Annotated in this window: 14 protein-coding genes; 7 read left to right on the top strand and 7 right to left on the bottom strand. The window is 68.2% G+C overall.

The window, feature by feature from the left end; translation table 11 throughout:
- Nucleotides 1-32 precede the first annotated feature (32 nt).
- Nucleotides 33-878, top strand: a complete 846-nt coding sequence (locus AAIL68_RS05865) for a neutral zinc metallopeptidase (protein ID WP_347138660.1) — start codon at nt 33-35, stop codon at nt 876-878.
- Between the two features lie 119 nt (nt 879-997).
- On the opposite strand, the gene AAIL68_RS05860 is transcribed toward AAIL68_RS05865, so the two are convergent.
- Entirely contained in the window at nt 998-1183 is a 186-nt protein-coding gene (locus tag AAIL68_RS05860; protein ID WP_347138659.1) for a hypothetical protein, read from the bottom strand.
- An 80-nt stretch (nt 1184-1263) separates the two neighbouring features.
- Here AAIL68_RS05860 and AAIL68_RS05855 point away from each other — a divergent pair, with 80 nt between their 5' ends.
- Together AAIL68_RS05855 and radC are read left to right on the top strand one after the other, a co-directional pair.
- Nucleotides 1264-1734 carry a type II toxin-antitoxin system RatA family toxin gene (locus tag AAIL68_RS05855; RefSeq protein WP_347138658.1) on the top strand — a complete coding sequence of 157 codons (471 nt, stop codon included), beginning with the start codon at nt 1264-1266 and terminating at the stop codon, nt 1732-1734.
- A gap of 255 nt (nt 1735-1989) precedes the next feature.
- Complete coding sequence (radC, locus tag AAIL68_RS05850) at nt 1990-2898, top strand: DNA repair protein RadC (protein WP_347138657.1); 909 nt, start codon at nt 1990-1992, stop codon at nt 2896-2898.
- Between the two features lie 417 nt (nt 2899-3315).
- Here the strand turns inward: radC and metK are convergent, their stop codons facing one another.
- The 6 genes from metK to AAIL68_RS05820 form a co-directional block, all read right to left on the bottom strand.
- Nucleotides 3316-4491: a methionine adenosyltransferase gene (gene metK, locus AAIL68_RS05845; protein ID WP_347138656.1), complete on the bottom strand. Its 1176-nt coding sequence runs from the start codon at nt 4489-4491 to the stop codon at nt 3316-3318.
- Nucleotides 4492-4494: 3 nt separating this feature from the next.
- Nucleotides 4495-5886, bottom strand: a complete 1392-nt coding sequence (gene ahcY / locus AAIL68_RS05840) for an adenosylhomocysteinase (protein WP_347138655.1) — start codon at nt 5884-5886, stop codon at nt 4495-4497.
- A 331-nt stretch (nt 5887-6217) separates the two neighbouring features.
- Nucleotides 6218-6865, bottom strand: a complete 648-nt coding sequence (locus tag AAIL68_RS05835) for a TetR-like C-terminal domain-containing protein (RefSeq protein ID WP_347138654.1) — start codon at nt 6863-6865, stop codon at nt 6218-6220.
- A gap of 311 nt (nt 6866-7176) precedes the next feature.
- Nucleotides 7177-8997 (bottom strand): translational GTPase TypA, encoded by a 1821-nt coding sequence (gene typA, locus AAIL68_RS05830; protein WP_347138653.1) that lies wholly within the window; start codon nt 8995-8997, stop codon nt 7177-7179.
- A gap of 303 nt (nt 8998-9300) precedes the next feature.
- On the bottom strand, nt 9301-10056 hold the full coding sequence (locus tag AAIL68_RS05825; RefSeq protein WP_347138652.1) for a TIM barrel protein: 756 nt from the start codon (nt 10054-10056) through the stop codon (nt 9301-9303).
- A complete protein-coding gene (locus AAIL68_RS05820) occupies nt 10056-10598 on the bottom strand; it encodes a DUF1285 domain-containing protein (protein ID WP_347138651.1) in 543 nt (180 codons plus the stop codon). Before AAIL68_RS05820 ends, AAIL68_RS05825 begins: the two co-directional genes overlap by 1 nt.
- 63 nt (nt 10599-10661) lie before the next feature.
- Here AAIL68_RS05820 and AAIL68_RS05815 point away from each other — a divergent pair, with 63 nt between their 5' ends.
- Genes AAIL68_RS05815 through AAIL68_RS05800 form a run of 4 tightly spaced genes read left to right on the top strand, consistent with a single transcriptional unit; the run spans nt 10662 to nt 17404 of the window.
- Complete coding sequence (locus AAIL68_RS05815) at nt 10662-11669, top strand: MoxR family ATPase (protein WP_347138649.1); 1008 nt, start codon at nt 10662-10664, stop codon at nt 11667-11669.
- Between the two features lie 7 nt (nt 11670-11676).
- The gene (locus AAIL68_RS05810; protein WP_347138648.1) at nt 11677-12546 is read left to right on the top strand and encodes a DUF58 domain-containing protein; all 870 of its coding nucleotides are present in this window, start codon (nt 11677-11679) and stop codon (nt 12544-12546) included.
- Nucleotides 12546-15296, top strand: a complete 2751-nt coding sequence (locus tag AAIL68_RS05805; RefSeq protein ID WP_347138647.1) for a DUF4159 domain-containing protein — start codon at nt 12546-12548, stop codon at nt 15294-15296. Before AAIL68_RS05810 ends, AAIL68_RS05805 begins: the two co-directional genes overlap by 1 nt.
- On the top strand, nt 15293-17404 hold the full coding sequence (locus tag AAIL68_RS05800; RefSeq protein ID WP_347138645.1) for a hypothetical protein: 2112 nt from the start codon (nt 15293-15295) through the stop codon (nt 17402-17404). The genes AAIL68_RS05805 and AAIL68_RS05800 overlap by 4 nt, the downstream gene beginning before the upstream one ends.
- Nucleotides 17405-17437 lie beyond the last annotated feature (33 nt).

The raw sequence follows: 17437 nt of genomic DNA, 5'->3' as shown, positions 1-17437 counted from the left end.
CCGAGGTCCGGGGCAACGGAGGATCACGGCACATGCAATGGCGTGGACGGCGCGGCAGCAGCAATATCGAGGATCGGCGCGGCATGGGCGCCGCCGGGGCAGGGGGCGTCGGCGTCGTGGGGATGCTGGCGATCCTGGCGGTCGGCTATTTCTTCGGCATCGACATCACGCCCCTGGTGCAGGGCATGGACCAGGGCCAGCCCGGGCAAAGCCGTCCCCTGACTGAGGAGGACCAGCAATGGGGCGAGTTCGTGTCCGTCGTTCTGGCCGATACCGAGGAGGTCTGGGCCCCTGTCCTGCCGCAGCAGGCGGGCGTCAACTATGTCGATCCGAAGCTGGTGCTGTTCAGCGGGGTCGTGCAATCGGCCTGCGGCGGCGCCTCGGCGGCGATGGGTCCGTTCTATTGCCCCGGCGACCAGAAGGTTTATCTGGATACCGATTTCTTCGACATGATGGCCAGCCGCATGGGGGCGGGGGGCGACTTCGCCTATGCCTATGTCATCGCGCATGAGGTGGGCCACCATGTCCAGAACCTGACCGGCACTCTGGGCGAGACGAACCGCCTGCGCAGCCAGGTGAGCGAGCGGCAGGCCAACCAGATCTCGGTCCTGACCGAGTTGCAGGCCGACTGCTATGCCGGGATCTGGGCGCGACAGGCGCAGCAGCGCTTCGGCACCATCGAGGCGGGCGACCTGGAGGAAGCCATGCGCGCGGCCCAGGCCGTGGGCGACGACGTGATCCAGGCGAATGCGGGTCGCACGCCGATGCCCGACAGCTTCACCCATGGCAGCGCGGCGCAGCGCCAGGAATGGCTGATGCGCGGCTTCAATTCGGGCGACATGGCCCAATGCGACACGTTCAAGGCGGCGGGGCTGTAGGCCCCCCGCAACAAGGAAGGAAAGACGATGCTGACGATCCTGACCGTTCTGACCCTGGGCATCGCCGCCGCCATGGCGCGGCAGCCCGAACCGCAGCGCGTCCCGGTCCGCGCCCGCCGCTAGTGCGGTATTCGCGGCCGGGGGGCCTTCTCCATCTGCGCCCAATCGGGCCACAGGTCCAGCCATTCCAGGGCGAAGATGGCCAGCCCCGCCGCCACGATCAGCAGGACCAGCTTGACCATCCGGGCGCTTGGCGGGTTTCGCGCCCATTTCGATGCCCGAAGCAGCCAGATCAGGTTGTTCACGGCGACGGCCTCCTGCTAGATCAGGCGGACTCGATCAGAGACCGGGTCGCCTTTCAAGACCGAAACCCTGCGAGACAGCATTGCCGAACCATCAGGATTCCCGCGACCTTCCCTATAGCGCCCGGCAGATGTTCGACCTGGTGGCCGATATCGAAAGCTATCCGCAGTTCCTGCCCTGGAACAGCGCCGCCCGCATCCGGTCGCGCCAGCCCCGTCCCGACGGCTCCGAGGAGCTGGCCGCCGATCTGGTCATCAGCTTCAAGGTCTTCCGCGAACGCTTCGGCAGCCGCGTGGTGCTGTGGCCCGCCAACCCGGAAACCGGCGCGCTGAGGATCGACACGGAATACCTGGACGGCCCCTTCAAATACATGCGTAGCGGCTGGACCTTCACCGACCGCCCCGAAGGCGGTTGCCGCGTCGATTTCTTCGTGGATTTCGAATTCAAGAACATGATCCTGCAGAAGCTGATCGGCGTCGTCTTCCACGAGGCGATGGTGCGGATCGTCCGCGCCTTCGAGAGCCGGGCCAAGGTGCTTTACGGCAGCGCCTGAAAACCAGAGCGCGTTGCTTCGGCAGGCGGCGCAACGGGAGACGCCGCGACCCGGAGAAAGGCCAGCATTTGCTGGTTCCGGGGCTGTTCAGGGCGTCCACCGGCGATGCACCGGGCGTACACAGGCTGTACACCGCCTGCGGTTTCATCCTTGCCCGGCACAATATGACGCAGGGCCGTTAACCCTTTCTTCACCCAAGTCGCGCAGATTGGCGGCAACGGGATTCGGAGGGCCTTGCGCAGGCGGGAAGGGCGGATGGCAGATCGGCAGGAAGCAAGGACCAAGGGGCAGGGCGGGGATCCGCGTCCCGGCCATTACGCCGGCGGCTTTTCCGAGCAAGCCATGCGGGGACTGGATGACCTTGATGCGCGCATACCGCCCCCGGATGCCGTGACGGAACCCGCCTTTGCCCCCTCCTTCCGCATGACGGACCGGCTGAGGCCGGATGCCGCGGCGGGCGGCGGGCTGGTCCGGGATGAAAGCGGCGCGGCTCGCCCGCATTACTGGGGCCACCGCGAACGGCTGCGCGCGCGGTTCCTGGAAGGCGGCCATGGCCCCATGCCGGAATACGAGTTGCTGGAGCTTTTGCTGTTCAACGCCATCCCCCGGATCGATGTGAAGCCGCTGGCCAAGCGCCTTCTGGCGGCGTTCGGCGACCTGAACGGCGTGGTCGCCGCGTCTGAGCACCGCATCCTGCAGGTCGAGGGCGCCGACCGCTGGGTTTACCTGCAACTGCGGATGGTGGACGCCTTTGCCCAGCGGATGGCCCAGGCCAAGGTTCTGCAGCGCGAGGTGCTGTCGTCTTGGGACGCGCTGATCACCTATTGCCGGACCTGCATGGCCCATCGCGAAACCGAACAGTTCCGCGTGATCTTCCTGGACCGCAAGAACACGGTGATCGCGGACGAGGCCTTGGGCAGCGGCACGGTGGGCCATGTCCCGGTCTATCCGCGCGAAGTCGCCAAGCGTGCGCTGGAACTGAACGCGAGCGCGGTGATCCTGGTCCACAACCATCCATCAGGCGATCCCACGCCAAGCCGCGAGGACATCACCATGACGGCCCGCGTGCTGGCCGCCTGCCAGGCCATCGACGTGACCGTCCACGACCACATCGTGGTGGGCAAGACAGCGGAGGTGTCGTTCCGCGCGACGGGGTTGCTGTGAGGGGCGAGGGTGAAATCCGGCTCTGCCGGGGTGAGCTTGGGTGGGGGGTGAAATCTAGCTTACCATTGCCATCGATGTGACCGTCCATGACCGCATCGTGGTGGACAAGACGGTGGAGGTGCCGGTTCGTGCGACGGGACTGCTGTGAGCAGCGGGGGGTGAAATCCGGCGCTGCCGGAGTGAGCGGGGAGTGGTGGGGTGAAACCCCACCCTACGATCATCATCGACGTGATCGTCCATGACCGCATTGTCGTCGGCAAGACGGCGGGGGTGTCGTTCCGCGCGACGGGGGTGTTGTGAGTGGCAGGGGGGTGAAATCCAGCGCCGCCGGGGGTGAGCGAGGGTGGGGTAGAACCCCACCCTACGCCTTGCGCCGCGGTGATCGTAGGGTGGGGTTTCACCCCACCAATCACGCCGTCAGCTCAACGCCGCCTTCAGCGCCTCGGCTCGATCCGTCCTTTCCCAACTGAACGCCGTTCCGCGGTTCAACTGATACGGCTGCCGGCCGAAGTGGCCATAGCTGGCGGTCGGGCGATAGATCGGGTGCAGCAGGTCCAGGTCGCGGATGATGGCGAAGGGGCGCAGGTCGAAGACCTCTCGCACCGCCGCCACGATCTTGTCGTGGGGCACGGTTTCCGTCCCGAAGGTGTTGAGGCTGATCGACGTGGGCTGCGCCTCGCCGATGGCATAGCTGACCTGGATCTCGCAGCGGTGGGCCAGGCCCGCCGCGACGATGTTCTTGGCGACCCAGCGGCCCGCATAGGCCGCCGAACGGTCCACCTTCGACGGATCCTTGCCGGAAAACGCGCCGCCGCCGTGCCGCGCCATGCCGCCATAGCTGTCCACGATGATCTTGCGGCCCGTCAGCCCGCAATCGCCCACCGGCCCGCCGATCACGAACTTGCCGGTCGGGTTGATGAAATACTTGGTCTTGTCCGAAAGCCATTCGGCGGGAAGCACCGGCTTGATGATCTCCTCGATCACCGCCTCGCGCAGGTCGGATAGCGTGATTTCCGGGTTGTGCTGCGTGGACAGCACCACCGCGTCGATGGCCTCGGGGCGGCCGTCCGCGCCATAACGCAGTGTCACCTGCGACTTCGCGTCCGGGCGCAGCCATTTCAGCGTGCCGTCGCGGCGGACCTTCGACTGCCGTTCCACCAGCCGGTGGGCATAGGTGATCGGCGCGGGCATCAGCACGTCGGTTTCATCCGACGCATAGCCGAACATCAGGCCCTGGTCGCCTGCGCCCTGGTCCTCCAGGTTCTCGCGGTCGACGCCCTGGTTGATCTCGGGCGACTGCTTGCCGATGATGTTGATGACCGAGCAGGTCGCCCCGTCGAAACCCACATCCGACGAGGTATAGCCGATGTCGTTGATGACGCCGCGCACGATGGATTCCAGATCGACCCAGGCCGATGTGGTGATTTCGCCCGAGATGATGGCGACGCCGGTCTTGACCATGGTTTCGCAGGCGACGCGGGCGCGCGGATCCTCGGCCAGGATGGCGTCGAGGATGGCGTCGGAAATCTGGTCGGCGATCTTGTCGGGATGGCCCTCGGACACGGATTCCGAGGTGAACAGCGAATATTCCATGACTCAGTACCGATAATGATCTGACTTGAACGGGCCTTCGGGCGTCACGCCGATATAGTCGGCCTGCTCGCGCGACAGTTCTGTCAGCTTCGCGCCCACCTTGTCCAGATGCAGTCGCGCGACCTTTTCATCCAGCGCCTTGGGCAGGATATAGACGCCCGGCGCGTATTCGTCGCCCTTGGTCCACAGCTCGATCTGCGCCAGCACCTGGTTGGTGAAGCTGGCGGACATGACGAAGGATGGATGGCCGGTGGCATTGCCCAGGTTCAGCAACCGGCCCTGGGACAGCAGGATGATGCGGTTGCCCGAGGGCATCTCGATCATGTCCACCTGGTCCTTGATGTTGGTCCATTTGTGGTTGCGGAGCGCCGCGACCTGAATTTCGTTGTCGAAATGGCCGATATTGCCGACGATGGCCATGTCCTTCATCGCGCGCATGTGTTCGATGCGGATCACGTCGCGGTTGCCGGTGGTGGTGACGAAGATGTCGGCGCTGTCCGCGACATCCTCCAGCAGCACGACCTCGAACCCGTCCATGGCGGCTTGGAGGGCGCAGATCGGATCCACTTCCGTGACCTTCACGCGCGCGCCCGCGCCGCGCAGGGACGCGGCCGAGCCCTTGCCCACGTCGCCATAGCCGCAGACCACGGCGACCTTGCCCGCCATCATCGTGTCGGTGGCGCGGCGGATGCCGTCCACCAGCGATTCCTTGCAGCCGTATTTGTTGTCGAATTTCGACTTGGTGACGCTGTCGTTGACGTTGATCGCGGGGAAGGGCAGGAGGCCCTTCTTGTGCAGGTCGTACAGGCGATGGACGCCGGTGGTTGTTTCCTCGGAAACGCCCTTGATGGCATCGCGCTGGCGGGTGAACCAGCCGGGGGATTCGGCCAGGCGCTTGCGGATCTGGGCAAAGAGGGCTTCCTCCTCCTCGCTGGTCGGCACGTCGATCAGGCCGGTCTCGCCCGCCTCAACCCGCGCGCCCAGAAGGACATACATGGTCGCGTCGCCGCCGTCGTCCAGGATCATGTTGCAGGTGCCCTCGGCAAACTGGAAGATCCGGTCGGTATAGGCCCAGTATTCGGCCAGCGTCTCGCCCTTGATGGCAAAGACCGGCACGCCCGTCGCGGCGATGGCCGCCGCCGCGTGGTCCTGGGTGGAATAGATGTTGCAGGACGCCCAGCGGACATCGGCGCCAAGCGCCACCAGCGTCTCGATCAGCACGGCGGTCTGGATCGTCATGTGCAGGCTGCCCGCGATCCGGGCGCCCGCCAGGGGCTTGGCCGCGCCGTATTCCGCCCGCAGCGCCATCAGGCCGGGCATTTCCGTTTCGGCGATGTCCAGTTCCTTGCGGCCATAATCGGCCAAGGCAATGTCGCGGATGATGTAATCGGTCACGGCGCTTGTCTTCCCCTGTCCTTCTGTCGGGTACCGGATAGCCCAAGGCGGCCCGGACCGGAAGCGAAAAGGTCTGATAACAGCCGCATGGCATGGTAAGGTCAGGTGGCTGCGGCGGAACCCCAGATCCGCCGCAGCCCGGAAGGCGGCAGTGCGCTGTCCGCCTTCCTTCCAGGCAGCAAGCCTGCGAAGCGGATGGCGATCGGCCATTCCGTCCAGCGTCAGGTTGCCAGACCAATCTGAAAAATCGATTAAGCAGAGGGTGGCGTGGCCTGCCGCGTCACACGTCTTGAAAAAACATCGTTCAAACCGCGCCCCGGTCAGGCAGGCCTCACCTTGCGCCTCGGGGGCATTTCGTGGCGGCGCGTGCGAAGCGCTTGACGAAGTCGGCCATGGCAAGCTCCGCCGCCTCGATGGGGTTTCGGGACGGGAACCAGCTTTCCATCCGGCCATCGACCACCATGCTGGCCAGGCCATAGGCGAAGGTCCGCGAGGACAGGACGATCATCCCGATATCCTCGTCGTCGCGCAGGCGCCCAGCGTCGCGCGCCCGTTCCAGCATCCGCGTCATCAGATCCACCACCGAGTCGAGATAGCGGCGCAGTTGCGGGATCTGCATGACATCCAGCGACGGATGGCTGGAGATCAGCCGGAATTGCATCCGGTGATCCGCCGCCCAGCGGACATAGGCGTTGCCCAGGGCAAGGAACTGGGCCACGGAATCGTCGGGGTCGATCCTGACGGTGGCCTTCGTGCAGGAATCCATCAGGCGGACCAGGGCCTGTTCGGCGACCGCGATCAGCAGGCTTTGGTCGTCGGGAAAGATGCGGGACAGGTCGCGCACCGGCCTTCCGATGCGCCGGGCGACATGATCCAGGTCGGGGTCGCACCTGCCCAGATCGGCCATCATCTCGATCGTCGCGACGACAGCCTGGCCGTGCAATCCCAGCCCCTTCATGATGTCGTCGTGCTTGCTCATGCTCCGTTCCTGTATGGCGGGACTCATGGCCGGGCGAATGGCGCGGCAAGGCAGCCATCCCTCCACCAGGGTGAACCGTTCTTCAGGCCTCGGGTTCCCTGGAACGGCGGGGGAACTTTGGCCCCATCGTCAGGCGAAGGCGCAGAAGGGCGCGCAGCCGCAGGCTTCGCGACCTTCGACAAGGCTGAAAGGCTTGGGTCCATGCGCATCCGCCGACAATCCCGGCAAGGGTATCCTGGCGAAACTGTATCACGCCGCCCACAGCCTGCGAACCTCGCCAAAAGGGCAACTTGACCTGGGGGAAGCCTGGGTCAGCCTTCGGCGCGGGACTGGCGCTTGCGTTCATGCGGATCCAGGTAGCGCTTGCGCAGCCGGATGTTCTTGGGCGTCACCTCGACGAGTTCGTCGTCGTTGATATAGGCGATGGCCTCTTCCAGCGACATGCGGACCGGGGGCGTCAGGCGCACGGCCTCGTCGGTGCCCGAGGCGCGGACGTTGGTCAGCTTCTTGCCCTTAAGGGGGTTCACTTCCAGGTCGTTGTCGCGCGAATGTTCGCCGATGATCATGCCCTGATACAGCTGTTCCTGGGCGCCGATGAACATCTTGCCCCGGTCTTCCAGGTTCCACAGCGCATAGGCCACCGACACGCCGTCCTCCATCGAGATCAGCACGCCCTGGCGGCGTCCCTGGATCGCGCCCTTGTAGGGGGTCCAGCCGTGGAAGATGCGGTTCAGCACGCCGTTGCCGCGCGTGTCGGTCATGAATTCGCCATGGTAGCCGATCAGCCCGCGCGAGGGCACGTGGGCCACGATCCGCGTCTTGCCCACGCCCGCCGGGCGCATGTCCACCATGTCGCCCTTGCGTTCGCCGGTCAGCTTTTCGATCACCACGCCGGTGTAATCGTCGTCCACGTCGATGATGACTTCCTCGACCGGCTCCAGACGCTGGCCGTCCTCCTCGCGGAAGATCACGCGGGGGCGCGAGATCGAGAGTTCAAAGCCCTCGCGGCGCATGTTCTCGATCAGCACGCCCATCTGCAATTCGCCGCGTCCCGAGACGACAAAGGCATCGCCGCCCGGCGTGTCCTCGACCTTGATGGCGACGTTCACCTCGGCCTCGCGCATCAGGCGTTCGCGGATGACGCGGGACTGGACCTTCTTGCCGTCCTGGCCGGCGAGGGGGCTGTCGTTGATGCCGAAGGTCACGCTGATGGTGGGCGGGTCGATGGGCAGCGCGGGCAGCGCGGTGTCGATTTCCAGCGCGCAAATGGTGTCGGCGACGGTGGCCTTGGCCATGCCGGCCAGGGTCACGATGTCGCCGGCCTGCGCCTCGTCGATGGGGGTCTGCGTCAAACCGCGGAAGGCCAGCACCTTGCTGATGCGGAACTGCTCGATCCGCTCTCCGTCGCGCGACAGCGCCTTGACGGTGTCGCCTGCCTTGGCGCGGCCCGCCTCGACCCGGCCGGTCAGAAGGCGGCCCAGGAAGGGGTCCGCGGACAGCGTGGTCGCCAGCATCTGGAAGGGTTCGTCTACGCGCGCGATCTGCTTCGGGGGCTGCACATGCTTCAGGATCAGGTCGAACAGCGCCGACATGTCCTTGCGCGGGCCGTCCAGCGTCTCGTCGGCCCAGCCGCCGATGCCCGAGGCATAGACATGGGGGAAATCCAGTTGTTCGTCATTCGCGCCGAGGTTCGCGAACAGATCGAAGACATCGTTCAGCGCGTTGTCGGGTTCGGCGGCGGGCTTGTCCACCTTGTTCAGCACCACGATGGGGCGCAGGCCAAGCGCCAGCGCCTTCGAGGTCACGAACTTGGTCTGCGGCATCGGACCTTCGGCGGCATCGACCAGCAGGCAGACGCCATCGACCATGGACAGGATGCGCTCCACCTCGCCGCCGAAATCAGCGTGGCCGGGGGTGTCCACGATGTTGATGCGGGTGCCCTTCCATTCGACCGAGGTGGCCTTGGCAAGGATGGTGATGCCGCGTTCGCGTTCGATATCGTTGCTGTCCATCACCCGTTCGGCGACGGCCTGGTTTTCACGGAAGGAACCGGATTGGCGCAACAGCTGGTCAACCAGCGTCGTCTTGCCGTGGTCGACGTGAGCAATGATGGCGATGTTGCGGATATCCATGAACGACCCTTTTCAATTCGGGGGCCGCCCTACAGAAAAGTCGCCGGAAACACCAGATGCAATCGCGACGCCGCCCCGGCGGGGGCGCCGCGGAAGGGCGCCTCAGCGCAGTCCCAGGAAGGACAGGATGAACAGGACGACGACGACAAGGCCGACAATATAGATGATCGAGTTCACGGCAACGCTCCTTGTTTTGACGGCCATCCTCACGCCCGGCCGGGGCGCGTGACCACTGTCCCAGCACGGGATTGATCCGTCAACGGTTTGATCTGCTTTGGGTTCCATGCCCCGCGCCCGGTTTGCTCAGGGCCGCGGCAGCCAGCCCAGGCCCTGCGCCGTCAGCCCGGCGGGATTGTATTCCGCGCTGACCCAGCCGTTGTAGCCGCCATGGTCCAGGGCCGCGAAAAATCCGGGATAGTCGATCATTCCGCCGATGGGTTCGTGACGCCCCGGCACGCCCCCGATCTGGATATGGCGGATGATCCCCGCGTGCTTGCGCCACGCGGCCATCGCGTCGCCGGTGATCAGATGGGCGTGGTAGGTGTCGAACTGCAGCCCCAGATTCGGCGCCCCCGTTTCCGCGATCAGCTCCGCCGCCAGGTCGAAGTCGGCCAGGAAATAGCCTGGCTGGTCGATGGGGTTCAGCGGCTCGACCGTCAGGCTGACATGGGGCGCGCGCTTCGCCGCCCAGGCCAGGTTGCGGGCGAATGTGTCGCGCGCCTGCGGCCCCTGGGCGTAGCCCGCCATGATGTGGATGTGGCGCGCCCGCAAGGCGCCCGCGAAGCGCAGCGCCCGGTCGAAATCGCTGCGGAAGCGGTCTTCCCGCCCCGGTTCGGCGGCAAAGCCGCGCGGGCCGCCCGCCCAGTTCGGCGGCGGCGTGTTCAGCAGCACGAAGTCCAGCCCCGCCGCGATGGCCGCGCGGGACAGGTCGCGGGCGGGGAGGTCATAGGGGAACAGGATCTCGACCCCCTGGAAGCCCGCATCCGCCGCCGCCGCGAATCGGTCGAGCATCGGCAGTTCGGTGAACAGCATCGTCAGGTTGGCGGCGAAACGGGGCATCAGGTCTCCAGGGGAAAGAAGGCGCCGCCCGACCGGATGCCGCTGCGGCCGTCCTGTTCGATGGCTGCGGCGGCAAGGCGGTAGAAGGTCTTGCGGTCGATCAGCGCCTCCAGCCCCGCGCGGACATGGACATAGGGGCGCGGTTCGTCGGGCGTGCCGCGCAGGGTGACGGGGTTGTCCGGCCCGGCCAGGACGGTATCGCCGACATTGGTGGTGAAGGTGATCGCATCGGGCCGGATGTCGGCATCGACCGCGACAAAGGGGGCGTCCACCACGCGGATGCCGACCTTTTCCACCGGCGTGACCAGGAAGAAGCGGTCGCCTTCGCGCTTCAGGATGGTGGAGAACAGCCGCACCATGGCGGGGCGGCCGATGGGCGTGCCTTCGTGGAACCAGGTGCCGTCGGCGCGGATCTCCATGTCCAGGTCGCCGCAGAAGGGCGGGTTCCATAGATGCACCGGCGGCAGTCCGCCCTTGGCCGCCTTGCTGGCGGCGGCGGCAATGCCCTCGGCGCTCACAGCTTTGTCACCGCGATCTGCCATTCCCTGTGGTCGCCTTTCGCATATCCTCTTATGGTCGGTCTAAAGCAGCGAAGGGGCATTGTCATGGCTTCGGATGAGATTCTGGTCGCCCAGGTCGAAGAGCTTGCGCAGGCCCTGTCTGACGCCCGCGCCAGCATCGAACGCCGCTTCGTGGGCCAGCACCAGGTGGTCGAGCAGGTTCTGGCGGCGATCCTGTCCGGCGGCCATGCGCTGCTGGTGGGCCAGCCGGGGCTGGGAAAGACCATGCTGGTCGATACCCTGTCCACGGTCCTGGGACTGGACAGCCAGCGGATCCAGTTCACCCCCGACCTGATGCCCGCCGACATCCTGGGCTCCGAGGTGCTGGACGTGCTGCCTGACGGTTCCCGCGCCTTCCGCTTCATCGAAGGGCCGGTCTTCACCCAGCTTCTGATGGCGGACGAGATCAACCGCGCCAGCCCCCGCACCCAGTCCGCGCTGCTTCAGGCCATGCAGGAACGCGAGGTCACGATCAGCGGCCAGCACCGCCCGCTGGGCCGACCTTTCCACGTGCTTGCCACCCAGAACCCCATCGAGCAGGAAGGCACCTATCCGCTGCCCGAGGCGCAGTTGGACCGATTCCTGCTGCAGATCGACGTGGATTATCCCGACCGCGACACCGAACGCGACATCCTGCTGGCCACGACGGGGGTCGAGGATGCGCGCGCCCATGCGGCCTTCGACGCGGACAGCCTGATCGCCGCGCAGCGCCTGATCCGGCAGATGCCGGTGGGCGAGGGCGTGGTGGAAACGATTCTGGATCTGGTCCGCGCCTGCCGTCCCGGCGGGGCGGAAACGGCGGGCTTCATCGGCGACACGCTGGTCTGGGGGCCGGGGCCGCGCGCCGCGCAGGCCCTGATGCTGGTCACGCGGGCGCGCGCCGTGCTGAACGGCCGCTTCGCGCCGACGCTGGAGGATGTCGAGGCCATGGCCACCCCCGTCCTGCGCCACCGCATGGCCCTGTCCTTCGCGGCCCGCGCACGGGGCGAGACCGTGGACAGCGTGATCGCGCGCCTGTTGGGCGACCGCTTCGGCCAGAGCCGGGCGGCATGAGGTTGCCTTGACCCGAAACCCCGCCGACCTTCGCGCAAAAGCGCAATCGGCAAGCGCCCATCTGCCCGCGCTGATCCTGTCGGCTGAACGCCTGGCCGCGATGGTCGCGCCCGGTGCCCACGGGTTGCGGCGCGGCGGTCCGGGCGAGGATTTCTGGCAATACCGCCCGGCAAGCCAAGGCGACACCGCCCGCGCCATCGACTGGCGCAGGTCGGCCCGCTCGGATGCGCAATTCGTGCGGGACCGAGAGGCGCAGACGGCGCAGGCCGTGGGGCTGTGGGTCTCGGCCGGGCAGGGGATGGGTTATTCCGGCGCGCCGGACCGCCCGACCAAGGGGGACCGCGCCCAACTGCTCGCGCTGGCGCTGGCAATGGTGCTGCTGCGCGGGGGCGAGAAGGTGGGCCTGCTGGGCCAGCCCGCCCGTGCGGGGCGCGTGCAGGCCGACCGGCTGGCGGAACAGATCGTGGCGCAGCGCGCGCGGGATGGCGACGGCGATGCGCCCTCTGCCGACCATCTGCGCCCGAACCAGCGGCTGGTGATCCTGTCGGATTTCCTGGACGATCCGGCCTGGGTCGATGGCCTTCTGGCCCGCGCGGCGAGCTTGGGTGTCACGGGCGTCCTGATGCAGGTGCTGGACCCGGACGAGGAGGCGTTTCCCTGGACCGGCGCGGTGCTGTTCCGCTCGCTGTCGGGGGCAGTCCGCCATGACAGCCGCGATGCGGGGGGGCTGCGCGAGGCCTATCTGGCGCGGCTGGCGGAACGCCGCGACTGGCTGCGCCAGCGGGCGATGGGCGCGGGCTGGCATTTTGGGCAGCATTCGACCGGCCACCCGCCCGCCACGGCGTTAAGCTGGCTTTATCAGGTGCTTGCGGGCTGATGCTGATGCTTGGTCCCATAGGCTTCGCGGCCCCTTGGGTGCTGGTGGCGCTGATCGCGCTGCCGGTGCTGTGGGTGATCCTGCGCGCCATGCCGCCCGCGCCGCGCCTTGTGGCCTTTCCGGGCGTGGCGTTGCTGCGCGGGCTGGTGGACAAGGTGCCCGTTGCCCGGCGGACGCCGTGGTGGCTGCTGCTTTTGCGCCTTGCCGCCGTGGCCGCGCTGATCCTGGCCTTCGCGGGGCCAAGCTGGAAGCCGGTGGTCGCCTCGGGCCAGACCGGGCCGCTGCTGGTGATCCTTGACGCGGGCTGGTCCGCCGCCCCCGATTGGCCTGCCCGCCTGACGCGGGCCGAGGCTGCTCTGACCGATGCCGCAGCCGAGGGCCGCCCTGCCGCCCTGCTTCTGGCCGACGGCCGCGACCGGCCCGGCGCGCTGCCCTTCGCCCCCGCCGATACGCTGTTGGCGGGGTTGCGCGCCGCGCAGCCGGTGTCTTGGGCGACCGGGTTGCCCGGCGATCCTGCGGCGGCGTTGGCTGGGGTGCCGGACGGTGCGCTTGAAACGCTGTGGATCACGGACGGGCTGGACAGTCCCAACCGCGCCGCCTGGCTGTCGGCGCTGGTGGATCGTGGCCCCGTCACCGTTGTCCCGCCCACCCGCGCCGTGCGGTCGCTGTCGCTGCACGCGGGCGACACGCCGTCCTTGACGCTGGCTGCGAGTGATGAGGCCGCGCCCGCGATCCTTGCCATCGGCCCCGACCCGCAGGGCGTGGAACGCGAGCTTGCCCGCCTGACACCCGGTGACGCCGCGACCGCCGCGGGGATCAGCACCCGCCCCACGGCCATCGACCTGCCGCCCGAATTGCGCAACCGCATCACCCGCTTCCAGATTGAGGGCGAGGCCCATGCGGGCGCGGTGGTGCTGGCCGACGACCGGGTCAAGCGCCGCAAGGTCGGGCTGGTGGGCGACGCCGACCGCCAGGCCGAGGGGCAGGAGCTTCTGTCGCAACTCCACTATCTGCGCCAGGCTTTGGCGCCCACGACCGATCTGGTCGAAGGCGGGCTTGGCGATGTGCTGAACGCCGCGCCCGACGTGATCGTGCTGGCCGATCAGGTCGATCTGGCCGAGGCGGATGATCTGACGGCTTGGGTGAACGACGGCGGGCTGCTGATCCGCTTTGCCGGTCCCCGCATGGCCGCCTTCGAGGGTTTGCAGGACGAACCCCTGATCCCCGTCGCCTTGCGCCAGGGCGGGCGCGACATCGGCGGCGCGCTGTCCTGGGGGGATCCGCGCGGCATCCGGCCCTTCGCGGCGGATGGCATCTTCGCCGGTCTGATCCCGCCGGAGGAGGTCACGATCCGCGCGCAACTGATGGCGCAGCCCGCGCCCGATTTGGCCGAAAAGACCCTGGCCGCGCTGACGGACAACACGCCCCTGGTCACGCGCGCCCGTGCGGGGCAGGGGCAGGTGGTGCTGTTCCATGTCACCGCCAATGCGGAATGGTCGAACCTGCCGATTTCCGGCCTGTTCGTGGAGATGCTGGACCGGCTGGTCCAGACCGCCCGCGTTTCACCCACCGAGGAAGCGGCGGACGACCGCGAGCAGCCCTTCTGGACGCCGGAAACCGTGCTGGACGGCTTTGGTCGGGCCTCGCCCGCCGAGGGGCTGGCGCCGGTAGCCGCCGCCGATCTGGCGCTTGGCCCCGGTCCCGACCGCCCGGCGGGCATCTATGCGGCGGGCGAACGGCGGGTGGCGCTGAACGCGGGCGGGCCGCTGGCCCTGGCCGACTGGCCCGGTGCCACGGTCGAGGCCGTCGGCACCACCAGCGGGCGCGACCTGAAGGGGCTGCTGCTGGCCTTGGCCGCGCTGATCCTGGCGGCGGATGCGCTTGGGTCCGCCGCGATCGCGCGGGGCGGGCGGGTGGCCGCTGCCGTCTTGCTGGCGCTGCTGGTCCAGCACTCGCCACCTGCCACCGCGCAGGAGGTGAACCCGGAACTCGCCCGCGCGGCCAATGAGGTCGCGCTGGCCTATGTCGTGACGGGCGACGCGCGCGTGGACGAGGCGTCGCGCCAGGGCCTGCGCGGCTTGTCGATGGTGCTGGCGCAGCGCACCTCGGTCGAGCCGGGGGAACCTGTCGCCATCGACCTCGACCGCGACGACCTGTCGGTGCTGACGATGCTGTATTGGCCGATCACCGACACGCAGCCGGCGCCCTCGCCCCAAGCTTATGTGCGGCTCAATCACTTCATGCGGTCGGGGGGCATGATCCTCTTCGACACGCGCGACGGCGATGTCGCGGGCGTGGGCGGGCCGGACATGTCGGGGGCGCTGCAGGCGCTGGCCTCGCCCTTGGAGATCCCGCCCTTGGCGCCGATCCCGCAGGACCATGTCCTGACCCGCAGCTTCTATCTGCTGGCCGATTTTCCGGGCCGCTGGCAGGGCAATCCGGTCTGGCTGGAAGCGCCCCCCGCAGGGGCCGAGGCTGCCGAGGGCGTGCCTTTCCGGCAGTTGAACGACGGCGTCAGCCCCGTGGTGATCGGCGGCAATTCCTGGGCCGAGGCCTGGGCCGTGGACGAGAACGGCTTTCCCGCCTATCCCATCGGCCGGGGGTGGGAAGGCGAGCAGCAGCGCGAGATGGCGTATCGGTTCGGCGTGAACCTGATGATGTATGTGCTGACGGGCAATTACAAATCCGACCAGGTGCATGTTCCCGCCCTGCTGGACCGGATGCGGACCGAGGAGATGCTTGGCCCGTGACCCAGTTGCGCTTCGATCCCCTGCTGCCCTGGTGGGCCATTGCCGTGCTGGCCGCGCTTGCCCTGCTGGTCGCGGGCTTCGCGCTGTGGCGCGGGCTGCGGGGCTGGGCCTGGCGCGGACTGGCGGGAATGGCCGCCGCGCTGGCCCTGGCCGGTCCGGCGTTGGAGATCGGCAGCCGGTCGGGCCTGTCCGACATCGTGATCCTGATCGACGACCGATCCGCCAGCCAGACCCTGCCGGAACGGACCGCGCAGGCGGAGGCTGCGGTCGATGCCATGACCCGCCAGATCGCCGCGCTGCCGAACACCGAACTGCGCCGCGTGACGGTGGGCGACAATGACGACGGCACCCTGCTGGCCACGGAAATGGCCCGCGCCATCGCCGCCGAACCCGAAACCCGGTTGGCGGGCGTCATCGCCGTCACCGACGGGCGGCTGCACGATCCCGCGATGCTGCCCGCGACCGCGCCTGCGCCGGTGCATGTGCTGCTGACCGGCCGCCCCCAGGACTGGGACCGCCGCCTGGTGATCGAGGAAGCCCCAGCCTTTGGCCTGATCGACCAGGAAGTCACGATTCGCCTGCGCATCGAGGACCAGGGCGCCGTTCCGCCCGAGGCGCGGACCGGATCGGTCAACCTGCGCCTGTCCCTTGACGGAGAGGATGAGCAGGTGGTGGCCGTGCCGCTGGGCCAGTCGCTGACGCTGCCGCTGGTGCTGGACCATGCGGGCCAGAATGTCGTGCAGATCGGCTTTGACGCGCCCGAAGGGGGCGAGTTGACCGACCGCAACAATGCCGCCGCCATCAGCATCAACGGCGTGCGCGACCGGCTGCGGGTGCTGCTGGTCTCGGGCGAACCGCACGCGGGCGAACGGACCTGGCGCAACCTGCTGAAATCGGATGCTGCGGTGGACCTGATCCACTTCACCATTCTGCGCCCGCCCGACAAGTCGGACGGCGTGCCGGTCAACGAACTGTCGCTGATCGCCTTTCCGACCCAGGAACTGTTCATGGAGCGGATCGAGGACTTCGACCTCATCATCTTCGACCGCTACAGCGTGCGGGGCATCCTGCCGCCCGATTACTACGGCAATATCGCCCGCTACGTCGAAGGGGGCGGCGCGATCCTGGTCTCTGCCGGGCCGGAAATGGCGGGGGTCGAGAGCCTCTATCTCTCGCCCCTGGGCCGCATCCTGCCCGCGCGCCCGACGGGCCAAGTGCTGGAGCAACCCTATCTGCCGCGCCTGACCGAAGACGGGCGGCGCCACCCCGTCACCGCCGGACTGCCGGGCGGCGAGGGCGAGGATCCCACCTGGGGCCGCTGGCTGCGCATGGCGACGGTCACGCCCGATCCCGGCGCGCAGGTGGCGATGACGGGGGTGGACGACCAGCCGCTGCTGATCCTCGACCGCGTGGACGAGGGGCGGGTGGCGCTGCTGACCTCGGACCAGGTGTGGCTCTGGGGGCGCGGCTTTGAAGGGGGCGGGCCGCAACTGGAGCTGCTGCGCCGCATCGCCCATTGGTCGATGAAGGAGCCCGAGCTTGAGGAGGAGGCGCTGCTGGCCGATGTGGCGGGCGACTTGGGCGTGCGCTTCACCCGACGCACCATGTCAGATGACGCCGGACCGCTGGTCGTGACCCGCCCCGATGGCGGGACCGAGGAAGTGCCGCTGACCCCCGCCGGGCCGGGCCGCTTCACCGCCGACTGGACCGCGCCGGAACCGGGGCTTTACCGGCTGGCCGATGGCGAGTTGCGCCGCGTGCTGGCCCTTGGCCCCGCTGCGCCCCGCGAATTCGAGCAGACCGTGGCCGATGCTGCCGCGCTGACCCCCCTGGTCCAGGCCACCGGCGGCGGCGTGGTCGCGCTGTCGGACGGCATCCCCGACCTGCGCACCGTCGCGCCGGGGCGGACCGCCCATGGCCGCGCGGGCCTGGGCGACTGGATCGCCGTTACCCCGCGCGAGGCGGCGTCCGTCACCGGGCTGGAACGCAGGCCGCTGCCGGGTTGGGCCTGGCTTCTTCTGGTGGCGGGCCTGATCCTGACCGGCTGGCTGCGCGAGGGGCGCATGGGCGGCGGGCGGACGCCGAAGGGCGGGGCCGGGGCCGCCTGACCGGCTTGCCAAGTGGCAGAGGCATTGCTAACC

The organism is Paracoccus sp. SSK6, from assembly GCF_039770665.1.
Classification (GTDB): domain Bacteria; phylum Pseudomonadota; class Alphaproteobacteria; order Rhodobacterales; family Rhodobacteraceae; genus Paracoccus.
The sequence above is the reverse complement of the archived record's forward strand: the minus strand, read 5'-3'. Positions and strand labels throughout refer to the sequence as shown.